Source organism: Actinophytocola sp. NPDC049390, from assembly GCF_044466355.1.
Classification (GTDB): domain Bacteria; phylum Actinomycetota; class Actinomycetes; order Mycobacteriales; family Pseudonocardiaceae; genus Actinophytocola.
The window spans coordinates 278,200-292,821 of record NZ_JBITMQ010000003.1; the positions used below are offsets into that span (position 1 = coordinate 278,200).

Consider the following 14,622-nt stretch of genomic DNA (forward strand, 5'->3'; position numbering starts at 1 on the left):
ACGATACTAATGCAACTGAAGTCGCATTAAGGAGCGAGCGCCATGGACTTTCTGAGGTCTGTCCACCACCCGGCACGAACCTCAGGAGGCCTGTTTGTCCACCCAGTTGACCCTGCGCGAGGTCCGCAAGTCCTTCGGTGAGCGCCTGCTCCTCGACGCCGCCACCCTGACGGTCCGCCCCGGCGAACGCGTCGGCGTCGTCGGCGAGAACGGCGCGGGCAAGTCCACGTTGCTCCGCCTGCTGGCCGGACGGGAGACCGTCGACGACGGCGAGGTCATCGTCACGGCCGAGAGCATCGGCTACGTCGGGCAGACGCCCGAGCTGCCACCCGACCGCACGGTCGGCGACGCCATCGACGCCGCGCTGCGCGACCTGCGGGACATGGAGCGCCGTCTCCGCGAGCTGGAGTCCGGCCTGGACGAGTCGACGCTGCGCGAGTACGGCGACCTGCTCACCCGGTTCGAGCTGCGAGACGGCTACCAGGCGGACGCCCGCGTCGACAAGGCACGCCACGCCCTCGGCCTGGCCGACATCGACAGAGACCGCCGTCTCGGCACCCTGTCCGGTGGTGAACAGGCGCGGCTCGGGCTCGCCTGTCTGATCGCGGCCGCGCCGGAGGTGGTGCTGCTCGACGAGCCGACCAACCACCTCGACGCCGCCGCGCTCACCTGGCTGGAGGACCACCTGCGCACGCACCGCGGCACCGTCGTGGCCGTCTCACACGACCGGGTGTTCCTCGAACGGGTCGCGACGGCGATCGTGGAGGTCGACGGTGACCGCCGGACCGTCTCCCGTTACGGCGACGGCTACGCCGGCTACCTGGCGGCCAAACAGAACGCGCGCCGCAGGTGGGAGCTGGCGTACGAACGGTGGACCACCGAGATCGCGGAGCTGACCGAGTTCGCGGCCACGACCGCGCACCAGGTCGCGCCCGGCCGCGTGATGAAGGACCGCAACAAGGTGAGCTACGACCGGCACGGCGGCCGCGTGCAGGCGTCGGAGTCGAGCCGGGTGCGCAACGCACGCGAACGTCTCCGCAGGTTGCGGGAGGACCCCGTGCCGCGCCCACCGGATCCGCTGCGGTTCACCGGCCGCCTGACCGCGGGCGAGCGGCCGGACACGGTCGTCACGCTGCACGGCGTGCGGGTCGCGGACCGGCTGCGCGTACCCGACCTGACGATCACGGGTCGGCAGCGGCTCCTCGTCCACGGCCCCAACGGCGCGGGCAAGACGACGTTGTTGCGTGTTCTTGCCGGCGCCGTGAACCCGGACGAGGGCACCGTCGTACGGCACGGCCGCGTGGGTTACCTGGCGCAGGAGATCCCGGTGGACCACCCGCGCCGCAGCCTGTTCGCCGCGTACGCCGAGGGCAGGCCGGGGCCGCCGGAGGAACAGGCGGAGCAACTGCTGTCGCTCGGCCTGTTCCGTCCGGCGGACCTGCGGGTGCCCGTCGGCGCGCTGTCGGCGGGGCAGCGCCGCAGGCTCGCTCTCGCCCGGCTGCTCACCGGCGAGGTCGACCTGCTGCTGCTCGACGAACCGTCCAACCACCTGTCGCTCACGCTGGTGGAGGAACTGGAGGAGGCCATGTCCGCGTTCACCGGCGCACTGGTCGTGGTGTCCCACGACCGCGCACTGCGCCGCCGCTTCTCGGGCGACGAGGTGGCGCTAGCCGACGGAAGGCTCGTCGCCTAGCGTCCGCCACAGGAACTCGTATTCGAGTCCTCGTTTGAACGCCAGCTGCTCGTTGTCCGCGGCGCCGCCGTGCCCGCCCTCGATGTTCTCGTAGTACCGGACGTCGTAGCCCAGCTCCGCGAGCCGCGCCACCATCTTGCGTGCGTGGCCGGGGTGGACGCGATCGTCCCGGGTGGACGTGAGGATGATCGTGGGCGGGTACGGGCGCTCCGCGGCGATGTTCTGGTACGGCGAGTACTCCTTGAGGTACTCCCATTCCTCGGGCTCGTCGGGGTCGCCGTACTCGGCCATCCAGGACGCGCCCGCCAGCAGCTTGTGGTAGCGCCGCATGTCCAGCAACGGCACCTGGCACACGACCGCGCCGAACAGCTCCGGGTACCGGGTCAGCATGACACCCATCAGCAGGCCGCCGTTCGACCCGCCCTGGATGCCGAGCCGCTCCCTGGTGGTGATGCCGCGCGCCACCAGGTCCTTGGCGACGGCCGCGAAGTCCTCGTACACGCGCAGCCGGTTCTCCTTGAGCACGGACTGGTGCCATTCCGGTCCGTACTCGCCACCGCCGCGGATGTTCGCGACGACGTAGGTGCCGCCGCGTGCCAGCCAGCCACGGCCGATCACGCCGCTGTAGCCGGGGGTGAGCGACACCTCGAACCCGCCGTAGCCGTACAGGAGCGTCGGTCCGTCGTTCTCGTGCCCCACCACGAAGTACGGGATCCGCGTGCCGTCGTCGGAGGTCGCGAAGTACTGCCGCGTCGACAGCCCGTCGGCGGGGAAGAACGCGGGTGCCCGCTTCAGGACCTCGGGGGCGCCACCGATCTCACCGCGGTACAGCGTGGCCGGTTGCGTGTACCCGCTCGCGTTGAGGAAGTACTCGTCGTCGACGTCCGGGTTCGTGTCGATGACATCGGCCGAACCGGCTTCCGGTGCCCCGGCGAGGGGAGCACGTGCCCATCCGTCTGCCGGGGTGAGCACCTCGAAGCGGCTCTTCACGTCCGCCAGAGAAGCCACGATCAGGTGGTTCTTCGTCCACAGGAAGTACTGCAGCGACGTGTGTTCATCCGGCTCGAACAGAACGGTGAGATCTCGTCCCCCTGCCAGGTAGTCGTCGAAGCGGGCGGCGAGCAGGGCGCCCGCCGGGTAGGTGGTGCCTTCGACGGTCCACGGCGTCCTGGTGCTGATCAGCAGCCACTCGCGGTGCGCGGAGGTTTCGGCGTCCTCCGGCACGTCCACCTTCACCAGGTCGCCGTCCGGCTGCCGCAGGTACTTCTCCATGCGGTAGAAGTCCAGGTTGCGGTAGACGAAGTCGCGTTCGAAACCCTCGGTCGGGTCGTGGTAGGCGCCCGCCGACACGTCCTCCGGCTTGCCCTCGTACACCGTGACCGCCTCGGACAGCGGCGTGCCGCGCCGCCACACCTTCGCGATCCTCGGGTAGCCGGACGTGGTCAGGGAGCCCTCACCGAAGTCGGTGCCGACGTAGATGCGGTCCTCGTCGATCCACCCGACGCGGGTCTTGGCCTCGGGCAGCGTGAACCCGTCGACGACGAACGTCCTGGTGTCCAGGTCGAACTCCCGCACCACGGTCGCGTCGGCCCCGCCGCGGGACAGCTCGACGAGCGCACGCCGGTAGCCGGGGCGGAGCACGGCGGCGCCCTGCCAGACCCAGCTCTCGTCCTCGGCCTTGGCGAGTGCGTCGACGTCGAGCACCAGCTCCCACTCGGGGTTCGCCGTCCGGTAGCTCTCGAGCGTGGTGCGCCGCCACAGGCCACGCGGGTTCGCGGCGTCCTGCCAGAAGTTGTAGAGGTACTCGGCGCGCCTGCGCACGTAGGGGATCCGGTCGTCGGCGTCGAGCACTTCGCGGGTCTCGTCCCGCAGCGCGGTGAACCGCTCGCCGCCGGTCAGCTCCGCGACGGTCTCGGCGTTGCGTGCCCGCACCCAGTCCAGGGCGGTGTCGCCGGTGACCTCTTCGAGCCAGAGGTACGGGTCGTCTGTCATGCCACGAGTCTGCCCGTCAACCGCCCCACCGCGTCGAGGAGGTCGTCAGCCGAGCACCTCGTCGTCGGCGTGCGCGGCGTACTCGGCCGACCGGACCTCGGCGGCCTCCCGGTAGCGGGTGACCCGGTCGGTCCACGCGGTGCGCACACCGAACGCGGCGTCGGCGAAGCCCACACCCGCGATCGCCGCGGCCAGCTCGTCGGGCCGGTCCGGCCCGAACACCTCGACCGGGTCCCCGACCGCCGTCGTGTGCGGCGGCACGAAGAACTCGCCCGGCAGTACCGTCCGCGCGTGCACGAGCGCGCCGACCGCGACACACGCACCGGCACCGATCGCCGCCCGACTGCAGCACGGTCGCGTTGGCCGCGAGGTATGCGCAGCGGTCCACCCGCGCCCCGAGCACTGTCGCGTGGGGACCGACGAACACGTGGTCCGCGAGCACGACGGGTGCGTCGGTGACCGCTGTCGCCCGCAGCACGGCGTGTTCGGACACGATCGTGTGCGCCCCGATCTCAACCCGCGACCCCTCGGCGTCCAGGACCGCGCCGTACATCACGCGCGCGTGCGCCCCCACCCGGACGTGCCCGACGAGCGTGGCGTTGGGCGCCACATACGCAGTCGGGTCCACCTGCGGTTCCGCGCCGCGATGCCGTATCAACATGTCGTCGATGTTCGTCCGGAAGCCGCGAGATCGCTGGCCGGAATCGGACCTGGCGTTACACTGTGAGCGCTTCTTCGTCGTCGATGGCCCGGGCGTGCCGCGAAACGCCCTTCCTCATGGCCGAAAGGACCTCCCAGGGCGCCCGATGAGCGCCCGTCCGATGTGGGTGCGCACCAGGGCGGAGCTGCGCGGACAGCGGCACCGGCGCGCCCATTCCTGTTGGGACCACCTGATCGTCGCGCCGCTCTGGCCCAAGTACGGCGTCAACCTGGGCACCCTGTTGCGAACCTGCGACGCGGTCGGCGCCTGCATGGCCGTGCCGCACCGGCCGTGGATTCGTGAGGCGCTCGCCAAGGGCAACACCCTGCGCAGGCCGTCGTGCGTGCACTGGGTGAACGACCCACTCGGGTGGCTGGCGGCACAGCGCGGGGACAGCGACGTGGTCGGCGTGGAGCTGACCGACGAGTCGATCCGCCTCGTCGAACTACGCCCGGCCCGCCGCCGCACGGTCGTCGTGCTGGGCCACGAATCCGACGGCATCCCGGAGGACGCGACCACGTTGCTGGACACGGCCGTCGAGATCCCCATGCTCGGCACCGGCCTGTCGCTCAACGTGGCCGTAGCCGGTTCACTGGTCGCCTACCGACTCGCCGGGCTCGTGTAGTCCTGTTCCGCCTCGTCGATCTCGGCCAGCAGCGCCGCCTTCCGGTCGTACGCTATGCGAACACGTGCATAGAGCTTGCTGCGCCTGTGGTCTTGCCCGAGTCTGTACCCATGCGACTACTCAGGGTCTCAGGCTGCGACAACGGGACGTGTCCGGCCGTGTACATCTCGGACCGGGGAACGGCCGTGGTTCAGGGGACTCCGGTAGGGGCGCATGTTGAAGGGTTGGCACTCGGAAAGGGTGAAGCGGCTGTCGAGTTGCCCTCTGAGGTCGTACTCGGCGCGGTTGCCGCACTTGTGCGGTCGGACATCTCACGGGCCGCGGTGCAGCGACTCTACGCGGAACTCGGGGAGGTTCTGACGTGCTCCTAGATGGTGAGCAGTTCGCCAGGCACCTCACCGGATACGAACGGTCCGCGTGGCGGTTCGAGACCCAGCCGAGCTACACCATGGCCGGAGAACAGGAAAGTCTCAGCCGTTGGCGCTCCGGGGAGCGCAAACCAGACGAGCACAACGCGGGGTGGCACGAGACGGTTCGCGCCGCCATATCGGCGGGCAAGGACATCGGACGCGTTCGCGTGGTCAGGTATCCGCTGACGGAATACCAGCGGTACCAGTTCGATTGGGGGATCCCCGGCAACATAGAAGCGGGGGAGGACATCCGAGTCCTTGACCTGACCGATGTGGAACTGGACCTTCCTGTGTATGACTTCTGGTTGTTCGACGATTCGCTGGTAGTCGATCTGAACTTCAATCCCGACGGCACACTTCTCAACGTGGATCAGCGAGAGAATGCCGATCTTGAGATGTACCGACGTTGGCAATGCACAGCATTGGCGCATGCGGTGCCGTTCGGCGAATATGATCGAACCTGACGATCGGCAGGACCGGAGAAATCTCGCTGAGACCCTGCGAGACCTGCGCAAGGCGGCTGGCCTGTCCGGGGAAAGGCTGGCCGCCCGCGTCGCCATGTCCCAATCCAAGATCAGTCGTATCGAGTCCGGCCGGGTCCTTCCCTCGGTCGCGGACGTGGAGCGGATGCTGAGGGGACTTGAGTCCGTCTCTTCGGACGTGGCTGAGCGCGTGCTGTCGTTGGCGCGCGTGGCCAACGTCGAACACGCCTCCTGGCGCTCCGTCGCCCGCTCCGGCATGTGGCGGAAGCAAGTCGAAATCAAGGCGCTGACGGAGTCGTCGGCTGAGGTCCGACACTTCCTGCCCATTGTTCCGTCGGGACTGCTGCAAACGCCGGAGTATGCGCGGTATGCCCTCACGCCGGTGATCGAGGGAAACCCTGCCCGTGATGTCGATCGTGCGGTCAGGGCGCGTCTGGACAGCCAGGACGCTCTGAACGACACGTCTCGCCGGTTCCATTTCCTGCTCACAGAACAGGCTGTCAGGCTGAAGCGGGCGCCATCCCCTGTGATGGCTGGGCAGTTGCGGCACATGGTCGAGGTGGCCGAACGATCGAACGTCGAGTTTGCGGTCCTACCTGGTTCGGTTCAGGTCGGTGCCAGCCCACTGAATGTCTTCGTTGCCTATGACGACCGGCTGGTGATCGTGGAACTGTTCTCCGGTGAGGTAGCCCTCCGGGATTATCGAGACGTGTCGTATCACCTCCGTGTGTTCGAGTACTTTCGTCGAAGGGCGGTGATCGGGGAAGATGCTCGGGGTATCCTCGAATCGGTCGCCGATGATTTCATGCGCGTTCGCGACTGAAATTAGAAAATGTTGCGGTTGCGACGTACCGTTCATTTATGGCGACGCTGGTTGACGGCGATTCGGGACGGCGGGGTGTCCATGTGGACGGACACGACGGAAACTGGCTGGTCTGCCCTGCCGGAGGTCGCGAGTGCGCCAAGGTCAGTGTGGATCAGGTCGGCGAAGAATGGGCTCGTGACACGATCATCCGCCATGTCGAGCTACGTCATCGGCCGTGGACAGGCTCCGGACTGGGTTAGTCCTGTTCCGCCTCGTCGATCTCGGCCAGCAGCGCCGCCTTCCGGTCGTCGTCGCAGAACGCGGCGCGTGCTCCTGCTCGTGCGAGGTCGGCGAGGTCGCCCCGGCTCAGCCCGAAGTGCTCGTGCACCAGCAGGTACTCGCGGTTGAGGTCGGTGTGGAACATGCCGGGGTCGTCCGTGGCCAGCGTGACCGCGACCCCCGCGTCGAGCAGCCGCGGGAACGGGTGCTCGGCGAGGGTGGTGACGGCACGGGTGCGGAGGTTGGAACTGGGGCACACCTCGACGGGGATGCCTTCACCGGCCAGGTGTGCCAGCAGGTTCGGGTCGCGGACCGCGCTCGTGCCGTGCCCGATCCGTTCCGCGCGCAGGTGAGTGAGTGCGGACCAGATCGTCTCCGGCCCGGTGGTCTCACCAGCGTGCGGTACCAGGTGCAGCCCGCCGTCGAGGGCCAGGTCGAACGGCACCCGGTACCGCTCGCGGGGCACACCGACCTCGTGTCCGCCGAGGCCGAAGCCGACCGTGCCCGCCGGCCGGTGCCGCAGGGCCCACTCGGCGGTCGCCATGCCCGCGTCGATGCCGAGCGAGCCCGCGATGTCGAACACCCAGGCGAGCGCGACACCGTGCTGTCGCAGCGCGAGCGCACGGCCCTCCGTGAGCGCTTCGGCGAGTTCGTCGGGTTCGATGCCCATCATGATGTGCGGCACCGGCGTCACCGTGACCTCGGCGTAGCGCACCTGGTTCGCGGCGAGGTCACGCGCGAGCCCGACGACGAGCGCGGTCACGTCCACACCGGTGACCACGAGCTGGTTGACCTTCACGTACACGTCGATGAAGTGCGCGAAGTCGGTGAACTCGTAGAAGGCGCGCAACCGCTCCCGGTCCGTCGGCACCGCCTTGCCCGGGTGGCGCCGCGCCAGTTCGAGGACGGTGTCCAGCGAGGCGGAACCCACGAGGTGGACGTGAAGTTCCGCCTTGGGCAGGCGGTCGATGAAGTCACGCACGCCGCCATGATGCCCGAGGGCGTCGCCAGTTTCGCGCGAACGACCAGCCGCCGCCTACCACACCGCACCGACAGTTGCGGTCCGCCACCTCCCGTTTCCACCCGAGCTGTCCACAGCCCACCCACTTGTCCACATTCGAGGCGCCTCGCACCCCGCTTCGTCGCCCGCGGCCGCACAGTGGACGCATGACGACTTCGCTCCCACACACCGACATCACCCGCCGTGACCTGTCAGCTCTGACCGCTGGCATCCCGTACGTGATCGGCTTCCCGCCGAGGGACTCACTGGTCCTGTTCACGTTCAACCGCGTTCCGGCGCTCACGCTCGGCACGACGATGAGAGCCGACCTTCCCGCACCGGAGCACGCAGAGGCGGCCGCCGAACACCTGGTGGCCGCCGCGAAGAGGAACGGAGCGGTCGCGGCGCTGGCCGTGGTCGTGGGTGGCACCGTGGACGCGCACCGCCGCCTGGTGAACGCACTCCGGCAAGGCTTCGACGACAACGACATCCTGCTCGTGCACGCCAGCTGGGTGGCCGCCATCCGCCCCGGCGAACGGTGGCGGTGCTATCTGGATCCACAGTGCACGGGCGAGGTCCCCGACCCGCAGACGACCACCTGGGCGGCGGCCATCGCGCTCGCAGGCGACCCGACGTACCGCAGCCGTGAGGAAATGGCGGAACAACTGGCGCCGGATCCGGCGGAAACCCTTGTGAGAAGGGAAGAACTGCTGGACGCCCACCTGCGCACACCGCAAAACCCGTACACAGAAGACGATCTGGCCGCGGACCTGTCCCTGATCACCAGAACCCTGGCCGACGCGGAGAAAACTCCGGACCTGCCGGTCCTCAACGATCGCCACCTGGTGCGCCTGGCACGAGCACTGTCCCACCAGGAAGTGAAGGACGAGTGCCTCGCGGCGGCGCTGACCCCGAACCCTCAGGCGGCGGAACGCCTGTGGACGGTGCTCGTGCGCGCACTACCGGCGCCGGAACGCGCGGAACCGGCCACGCTGCTGGCGATGTCGGCCTACCTGCGGGGAGCGGGCACGCTGGCGGTGCTGGCGGTGAGAACCGCGCTCGACGCCAACCCGGCCCACTCACTGGCGCAACTGCTGTACATCGCCCTGACCCAGGCCGTGCTGCCCCCGGACCACCTGCGAACCCTGCTGATGAGAAGCATCCTCAAGAACGAAGGGTTCCCGGACGACCTCCTGCCCGCAGCGCAGCCCTGCACTCCACACACACGCCCCGTTGTCGACGTCGTCAACGGCGAACTGAACACACGCACGGCAGCCACCCTGGGCCTGCTCACCCCGGCTCGCGCCACTCTGGACCCACTGACGTCGTTCCTGCCTCCACACGCGGGAACGGAGATCAGAGCGCGGAACGGCCCCGGGTGAACTCCCAGGCGTCCCGAACGATGACGTCCAGGTCCACGTGCTCGGGCTTCCAGCCCAGCTCCTCGCGCGCACGTTCACTGGACGCGACCAGAGCGGGCGGGTCCCCGGCGCGGCGATCCTTGACCTCGGCGGGAATCGGGTGCCCGGTGACCGTGCGGCAGGTCTCGACGACCTCACGCACGGAGAACCCGGTGCCGCTGCCCAGGTTGTAGATGTCGTGCCGGCCGGGTGTGGCGTGGTCGAGCGCCAGCAGGTGCGCCTCGGCGAGGTCGGCGACGTGGATGTAGTCGCGGACGCAGGTGCCGTCGGCCGTCGGGTAGTCCTCGCCGTAGACGTGGATCGCCTCGCGTTGGCCGAGGGCCACCTGCAGGACCAGCGGGATGAGGTGGGTTTCCGTGGTGTGGCGTTCGCCGTAGCCGCCCCACGCGCCCGCGACGTTGAAGTACCGCAGGCTCACGGCACCGAGCCCGTGCGCCTGCGCGTAGGAGGTGATGGCGTGGTCGATGGCGAGCTTGGTGGCGCCGTAGGTGTTGGTGGGGCGCGTCGGCGCGGTCTCGACGATCGGGATCACCTCGGCCTGCCCGTAGACCGCGGCCGTGGACGAGAACACCAGCCGTGGCGTCCCCGAGACGCGTACGGCTTCGAGCAGACGAAGAGAGGTGAGCACGTTGCCGTCCCAGTACTTCTTGGGATCCTGCATCGACTCGGCGACCAGTGACTTGGCGGCGAAGTGGAGGACACCGTCGAAGCCCTCGGCGAGCAGGTCGTCCGCGGCCTCGGCCAGGTCCGCCTGGACGAACCGGCAGCCCGCCGGCACCGCGTCAGCGTGGCCGGTCGACAGGTCGTCCAGCACGACGACCTCGTGGCCCGCCTTCAGCAGGCGTGCCGCGCACACGCTTCCGACGTACCCCGCCCCGCCCGTCACGAGCAGCTTCACCACGATCTCCGTTTCGTCTACGAGAAGTTGTCGCGACCGGCGCCCGGGGAGGGCGCCGCCGTGAACAGGCCCGGCGCGGTCAGGTCGCGCTCGGCGAACGCCGCGAGCACCTGCTTGCCGACCGACTCCACGGCGTCGGCGGCGACCAGGGCGATCGCCGACCCGCCGAAACCGCCGCCGGTCATCCTGGCACCCAGCGCGTCCGCCGCGAGCGCGGTGTCCACCGCGAGGTCCAGTTCGAGGCAGGAGATGCGGTAGTCGTCGCGCATGCTGGTGTGGGACGCGGTCAGCAGGTCGCCTATGTCGGCGATCCGGCCCGCGCGCAGGTGCTCGACCGTCCGTTCCACGCGGGCGTTCTCGGTGACCACGTGGCGGACGAGCGGGCGCAGTTCTTCGGGCAGCCGGGCGAGCGCCTCGTCGAGGCCGGCCTCGGTGACGTCCCGCAGGGCGGGAATGCCCAGTAGTTCCGCGGCGCGCTCACAGCCCGTGCGGCGTTCGCGGTACCCCGAGTCGTTGTGCGAGTGCTTCGCCTTGGTGTCGATCACGAGCACGGCAAGACCAGCAGAGGAGGCATCGAACGGAACCTGCTCCATCTCCCCGGAGCGCACGTCGAGGAACAGCACGTGGTCCGCGACACACGAGAGGGACGCGGTCTGGTCGAGCAGGCCGGTCGGGACGCCGACGTAGTCGTTCTCCGACCGCTGCACCCACCTGGCGATCGTCGCGCGGCTCGGTGCGTCCGGTTCGTCCAGTTCCACACCGGCCAGGCCGAGTAGGGCCAGCGCGGTCGCGCACTGCAACGCATGAGAGGAGGACAGCCCGGCACCGGCAGGGACGTCGCCCGCGATGACGAGGTCGGCGCCGCCGCCGAAGCCCTCGTCGCGCAGCACCCACGTGACACCCGACGGGTACGCCGCCCAGCCATCGACCGACCCGGGCGCCAGGTCGGCGACGGGCACGGGCGGGGCCTGCTGGGGGCGGCCGTCGTCACCGACGGTGGTGACGGCGAGGACGCCGTCGTCGCGGGGGGACGCGGCCACCGCGATGCGGTACGGCAACGCGAACGGCAGCACGAAACCGTCGTTGTAGTCGGTGTGCTCGCCGATCAGGTTGACCCGGCCCGGCGCGGACCACACGCCCGTGGGCGGACGGCCGAGCAGGTCTCGGAAGTGCGCGGCGGCGCGGGCTGGCACGGTGTGGGTGGCCGCGCCGAGCACGGACGCGCCGGAGCCGGTGCGGGTGCCGGAGGGGTGCCTGGGCGTGTTGTCCTGCGCGTCGGCGGTGCCGCGCTCGTTGGTGGTGGTCACGTGGCCGGGGTCGCCTACTTCGCGCGGGCGAGCACGGCGTGCAGGACGGTGGGCGCGACCTGCGCCGAGCTGTGCTCGCCGCTGACCTCGATCGTGTTGCCGTCCCCCTTCGACGGGCCGACCTGCACGGTCTGGCCGGGCACGACGCCGACCTCCTTGAGCTCCGCCATGAGGTCGGGGTCGAGCTGGACGTGTTCGGCGATGCGGCGGACCTCGACCTTGCCGCCACCGCGGCGCGCGACGTCGTCCATGCGGACCAGGTCGGCCTCGACCGGCGGCGCGGGCTCACCGGAGCCCAGCTTGTCCAGGCCGGGGATCGGGTTGCCGTAGGGCGACGTGGTGGGGTTGCCGAGCAGCTTCACCAGCTTGCGCTCGACGGCCTCGCTCATCACGTGCTCCCAGCGGCACGCCTCGGAGTGGACGTGCTCCCACTCCAGGCCGATCACGTCGACCAGGAGGCGCTCGGCGAGGCGGTGCTTGCGCATGACCGTGACGGCGAGCGCGCGACCGTGGTCGGTCAGCTCGAGGTGCCGGTCACCCGCGACGACGACCAGACCGTCCCGTTCCATGCGGCCGACGGTCTGACTCACGGTCGGACCGCTCTGGCCGAGACGCTCGGCGAGCCTGGCGCGCAGCGGGACGACGCCCTCCTCCTCGAGCTCGTAGATCGTCTTGAGGTACATCTCGGTGGTGTCGATGAGCTCGTTCACGCCGTTCCCCTTCGTCGTCATCCATGCTAGTCGCTCCGCCAGGTGGAGCAGTGAGGCGGTCACGGGCAGTGAGCGGGCGCCCGCTGCGGGACACGGCACGGCAGGTCGGGTGAGTGGAGAATAGCCCGGTGACTTCTCCACTCGTGTCGTGCACCGACCTCGCCGTGTCGTTGACCACCGCCGCGCCGCCGACGCTCATCGACGTGCGCTGGCGCCTCGGCGGGCCGCCCGGGCGCGCGGACTACGACCGCGGGCACGTGCCTGGCGCGGTGTACCTCGACCTCGATGCCGACCTCGCGGCCTCGCCGGGGCCGGGCGGTCGGCACCCGCTGCCCGTGCCCGAGGACCTCCAGCGGGTGCTGCGGGCCGCCGGGGTGCGCGCCGGGCACCCGGTGGTGGTCTACGACGCGGACAACGGGTCGATCGCGGCGCGCCTGTGGTGGCTGCTGCGCTGGGTGGGCCACGACCAGGTCCGGGTGCTCGACGGCGGGTTCGCCGCGTGGGAGTCGGAGGGGCGACCCGTGACGGCCGACGTGCCCGCGCCGGAGCCGGGCGACATCACCGTCCGGCCGGGGCAGCGGCCGGTGGTCGACGCCGGCGGGGCGGCCGAGCTGGCGCGGGCGGGTCTGCTGCTCGACGCCCGCGCGCCGGAGCGCTACCGGGGTGACGTCGAACCGATCGACCCCAGGGCCGGGCACGTGCCGGGGGCGGTCAACGCGCCGTTCGCCGCCCACGTCGGGGCGGACGGGCGCTGGCGCGCGCCCGGGGAACTGGCCGGGCACTTCGCCGAGCTGGGCGTCGACGGGAACCGTCCGGTCGGGGCCTACTGCGGGTCCGGGGTGACCGCCGCTTCGGTGCTGCTCGCGCTCGAGGTGGCCGGGGTGACGGACCGGGCCGCGCTGTACGCGGGGTCGTGGTCTAACTGGAGCGCGGACCCGGAGCGGCCGGTGGCCACCGGCGACGCGCCAGGCTGACCAACCTGTATACAGAATACAGTGGGCTCTGGCGACGGGCTGGGGCCACCTCGTCTCGATTAGGGTTGCGTCGTGAGCGGAGCTCGCGGAGCGAACCAGAAAACACAGGGCGACCGCGAGCGGCCGCTCGGAGCCTGCGAGGAGCGGTAGTGAGTGTGCCTGGTTCGGTCGTGTGGGACTCCGCCTTGCTCGGGTACGACCTGGGCGGTGAGCATCCGCTGCACCCGGTGAGGCTCGAGCTGACCATGCGGCTGGCCAGTGCGCTCGGCGTGCTCGACGGGGTCGACCTGCTCGTCCCGCAGGAGGCCACCGACGAGGAGATCGAGCGGATCCACGACGCCGGGTACCTCGCCGCCGTGCGGGAGGCGCCGATGGCCGGATGGGACGTCGGGCACGGGCTGGGCACCCCGGACAACCCCGTGTTCGACAACATGCACGAGGCGTCCGCCCGGGTCGTCGGGTCCTCGCTGCTCGCGGCTCGGCAGATCGCGAACGGGACCACCAAGCGGGCGGTCGGCATCGCGGGTGGGCTGCACCACGCCATGCGCGACCACGCGCACGGCTTCTGCGTCTACAACGACCTCGCCGTCGCCATCTCGTGGTTGCTGGACAACGGGTACGAGCGCATCGCGTACGTCGACACCGACGTCCACCACGGCGACGGGGTGCAGGCCGCCTTCTACGACGACCCCCGCGTGCTCACGATCTCCCTGCACCAGAACCCGCTCACGCTCTTCCCCGGCACCGGGTTCGCCGACGAGACCGGCGGGCCCAACGCGCCCGGCAGCGCGGTCAACGTCCCGTTGCCGCCGAACACCGGTGACCGTGCGTGGCTGCGGGCGTTCCACGCGATCGTGCCGTCGCTGCTGGCCGAGTTCCAGCCGCAGCTGCTGGTCAGCCAGTGCGGTGTGGACACCCACCACGAGGACCCGCTCGCCTCGCTGTCACTGTCCGTCGACGGGCACCGCACGATCTACCGGACCGTCCGCGCGCTCGCGGACCAGTACGCGGACGGCAACTGGCTTGCCGCGGGCGGTGGCGGCTACGCGCTGCTGCGGGTCGTGCCGCGGTCCTGGACCCACCTGATCGCGACCGTGCTCGACCGGGACGTCTCCGCCGACACGATGCTGCCCAGCGAGTGGACCCGCTTCGTCGACAAGATCGCGCCCACCGCCGAGCTGCCGCTGACCATGAGCGACGGCAAGAGCACCGACTTCGAGCCGTGGGACGGCGAGGACGGCGAACGGGTCGACAGCATCATCAAGGAGGTCCGGCGCGCCGTCTTCCCGCTACACGGCCTCGACCCCGACGATCCGAGAGACTGAT

13 protein-coding genes are annotated in these 14,622 nt (G+C 70.1%); 7 read left to right on the plus strand and 6 right to left on the minus strand.

Features of this window, described 5'->3' with window-relative positions:
* Positions 1-94: 94 nt before the first annotated feature.
* Positions 95-1,693, plus strand: coding sequence for a ribosomal protection-like ABC-F family protein (gene abc-f, locus ACIBVP_RS12315; RefSeq protein ID WP_396106146.1), 1,599 nt, complete (start codon positions 95-97; stop codon positions 1,691-1,693).
* Here the strand turns inward: abc-f and ACIBVP_RS12320 are convergent.
* Entirely contained in the window at positions 1,667-3,685 is a 2,019-nt protein-coding gene (locus ACIBVP_RS12320) for a prolyl oligopeptidase family protein (protein ID WP_396106147.1), read from the minus strand. The genes abc-f and ACIBVP_RS12320 overlap by 27 nt on opposite strands.
* Before the next feature lie 45 nt (positions 3,686-3,730).
* The gene (locus ACIBVP_RS12325) at positions 3,731-3,982 is read right to left on the minus strand and encodes a hypothetical protein (protein WP_396106148.1); all 252 of its coding nucleotides are present in this window, start codon (positions 3,980-3,982) and stop codon (positions 3,731-3,733) included.
* Between the two features lie 509 nt (positions 3,983-4,491).
* Here ACIBVP_RS12325 and ACIBVP_RS12330 point away from each other — a divergent pair.
* The 3 genes from ACIBVP_RS12330 to ACIBVP_RS12340 all read left to right on the plus strand — a co-directional run bounded on the left by ACIBVP_RS12330 (position 4,492) and on the right by ACIBVP_RS12340 (position 6,725).
* Positions 4,492-5,010 carry a TrmH family RNA methyltransferase gene (locus ACIBVP_RS12330; protein WP_396106149.1) on the plus strand — a complete coding sequence of 173 codons (519 nt, stop codon included), beginning with the start codon at positions 4,492-4,494 and terminating at the stop codon, positions 5,008-5,010.
* Positions 5,011-5,371: 361 nt separating this feature from the next.
* Positions 5,372-5,884, plus strand: a complete 513-nt coding sequence (locus tag ACIBVP_RS12335; protein WP_396106150.1) for a DUF6879 family protein — start codon at positions 5,372-5,374, stop codon at positions 5,882-5,884.
* Positions 5,871-6,725 (plus strand): helix-turn-helix domain-containing protein, encoded by an 855-nt coding sequence (locus ACIBVP_RS12340; protein WP_396106151.1) that lies wholly within the window; start codon positions 5,871-5,873, stop codon positions 6,723-6,725. Before ACIBVP_RS12335 ends, ACIBVP_RS12340 begins: the two co-directional genes overlap by 14 nt.
* A gap of 238 nt (positions 6,726-6,963) precedes the next feature.
* Here the strand turns inward: ACIBVP_RS12340 and add are convergent, their stop codons facing one another.
* Positions 6,964-7,968 (minus strand): adenosine deaminase, encoded by a 1,005-nt coding sequence (gene add, locus ACIBVP_RS12345; protein ID WP_396106152.1) that lies wholly within the window; start codon positions 7,966-7,968, stop codon positions 6,964-6,966.
* A gap of 185 nt (positions 7,969-8,153) precedes the next feature.
* Here add and ACIBVP_RS12350 point away from each other — a divergent pair, with 185 nt between their 5' ends.
* Positions 8,154-9,368 (plus strand): DUF4192 domain-containing protein, encoded by a 1,215-nt coding sequence (locus ACIBVP_RS12350; RefSeq protein WP_396106153.1) that lies wholly within the window; start codon positions 8,154-8,156, stop codon positions 9,366-9,368.
* Here the strand turns inward: ACIBVP_RS12350 and galE are convergent.
* From galE to ACIBVP_RS12365, 3 genes are all read right to left on the minus strand, one after another.
* Positions 9,343-10,305: a UDP-glucose 4-epimerase GalE gene (galE, locus tag ACIBVP_RS12355; protein ID WP_396106154.1), complete on the minus strand. Its 963-nt coding sequence runs from the start codon at positions 10,303-10,305 to the stop codon at positions 9,343-9,345. The genes ACIBVP_RS12350 and galE overlap by 26 nt on opposite strands.
* A 17-nt stretch (positions 10,306-10,322) precedes the next feature.
* Complete coding sequence (gene galK, locus ACIBVP_RS12360) at positions 10,323-11,498, minus strand: galactokinase (RefSeq protein WP_396106417.1); 1,176 nt, start codon at positions 11,496-11,498, stop codon at positions 10,323-10,325.
* A gap of 128 nt (positions 11,499-11,626) precedes the next feature.
* Positions 11,627-12,322 carry a metal-dependent transcriptional regulator gene (locus ACIBVP_RS12365; RefSeq protein WP_396106155.1) on the minus strand — a complete coding sequence of 232 codons (696 nt, stop codon included), beginning with the start codon at positions 12,320-12,322 and terminating at the stop codon, positions 11,627-11,629.
* Positions 12,323-12,450: 128 nt separating this feature from the next.
* Between ACIBVP_RS12365 and ACIBVP_RS12370 the strand changes: the two genes are divergently transcribed.
* On the plus strand, positions 12,451-13,296 hold the full coding sequence (locus tag ACIBVP_RS12370; protein WP_396106156.1) for a sulfurtransferase: 846 nt from the start codon (positions 12,451-12,453) through the stop codon (positions 13,294-13,296).
* A 155-nt stretch (positions 13,297-13,451) separates the two neighbouring features.
* On the plus strand, positions 13,452-14,621 hold the full coding sequence (locus tag ACIBVP_RS12375) for an acetoin utilization protein AcuC (RefSeq protein ID WP_396106418.1): 1,170 nt from the start codon (positions 13,452-13,454) through the stop codon (positions 14,619-14,621).
* The last annotated feature ends 1 nt before the right edge of the window (position 14,622 follow it).

Excerpts from the sequence above, each read along its gene's own strand:
- ACIBVP_RS12330 (WP_396106149.1), top strand. The coding sequence starts at position 4,492 with ATGAGCGCCCGTCCGATGTGGGTGCGCACCAGGGCGGAGCTGCGCGGA.
- ACIBVP_RS12350 (WP_396106153.1), top strand. The coding sequence starts at position 8,154 with ATGACGACTTCGCTCCCACACACCGACATCACCCGCCGTGACCTGTCA.
- ACIBVP_RS12340 (WP_396106151.1), top strand. The coding sequence starts at position 5,871 with ATGATCGAACCTGACGATCGGCAGGACCGGAGAAATCTCGCTGAGACC.
- ACIBVP_RS12320 (WP_396106147.1), bottom strand. The coding sequence starts at position 3,685 with ATGACAGACGACCCGTACCTCTGGCTCGAAGAGGTCACCGGCGACACC.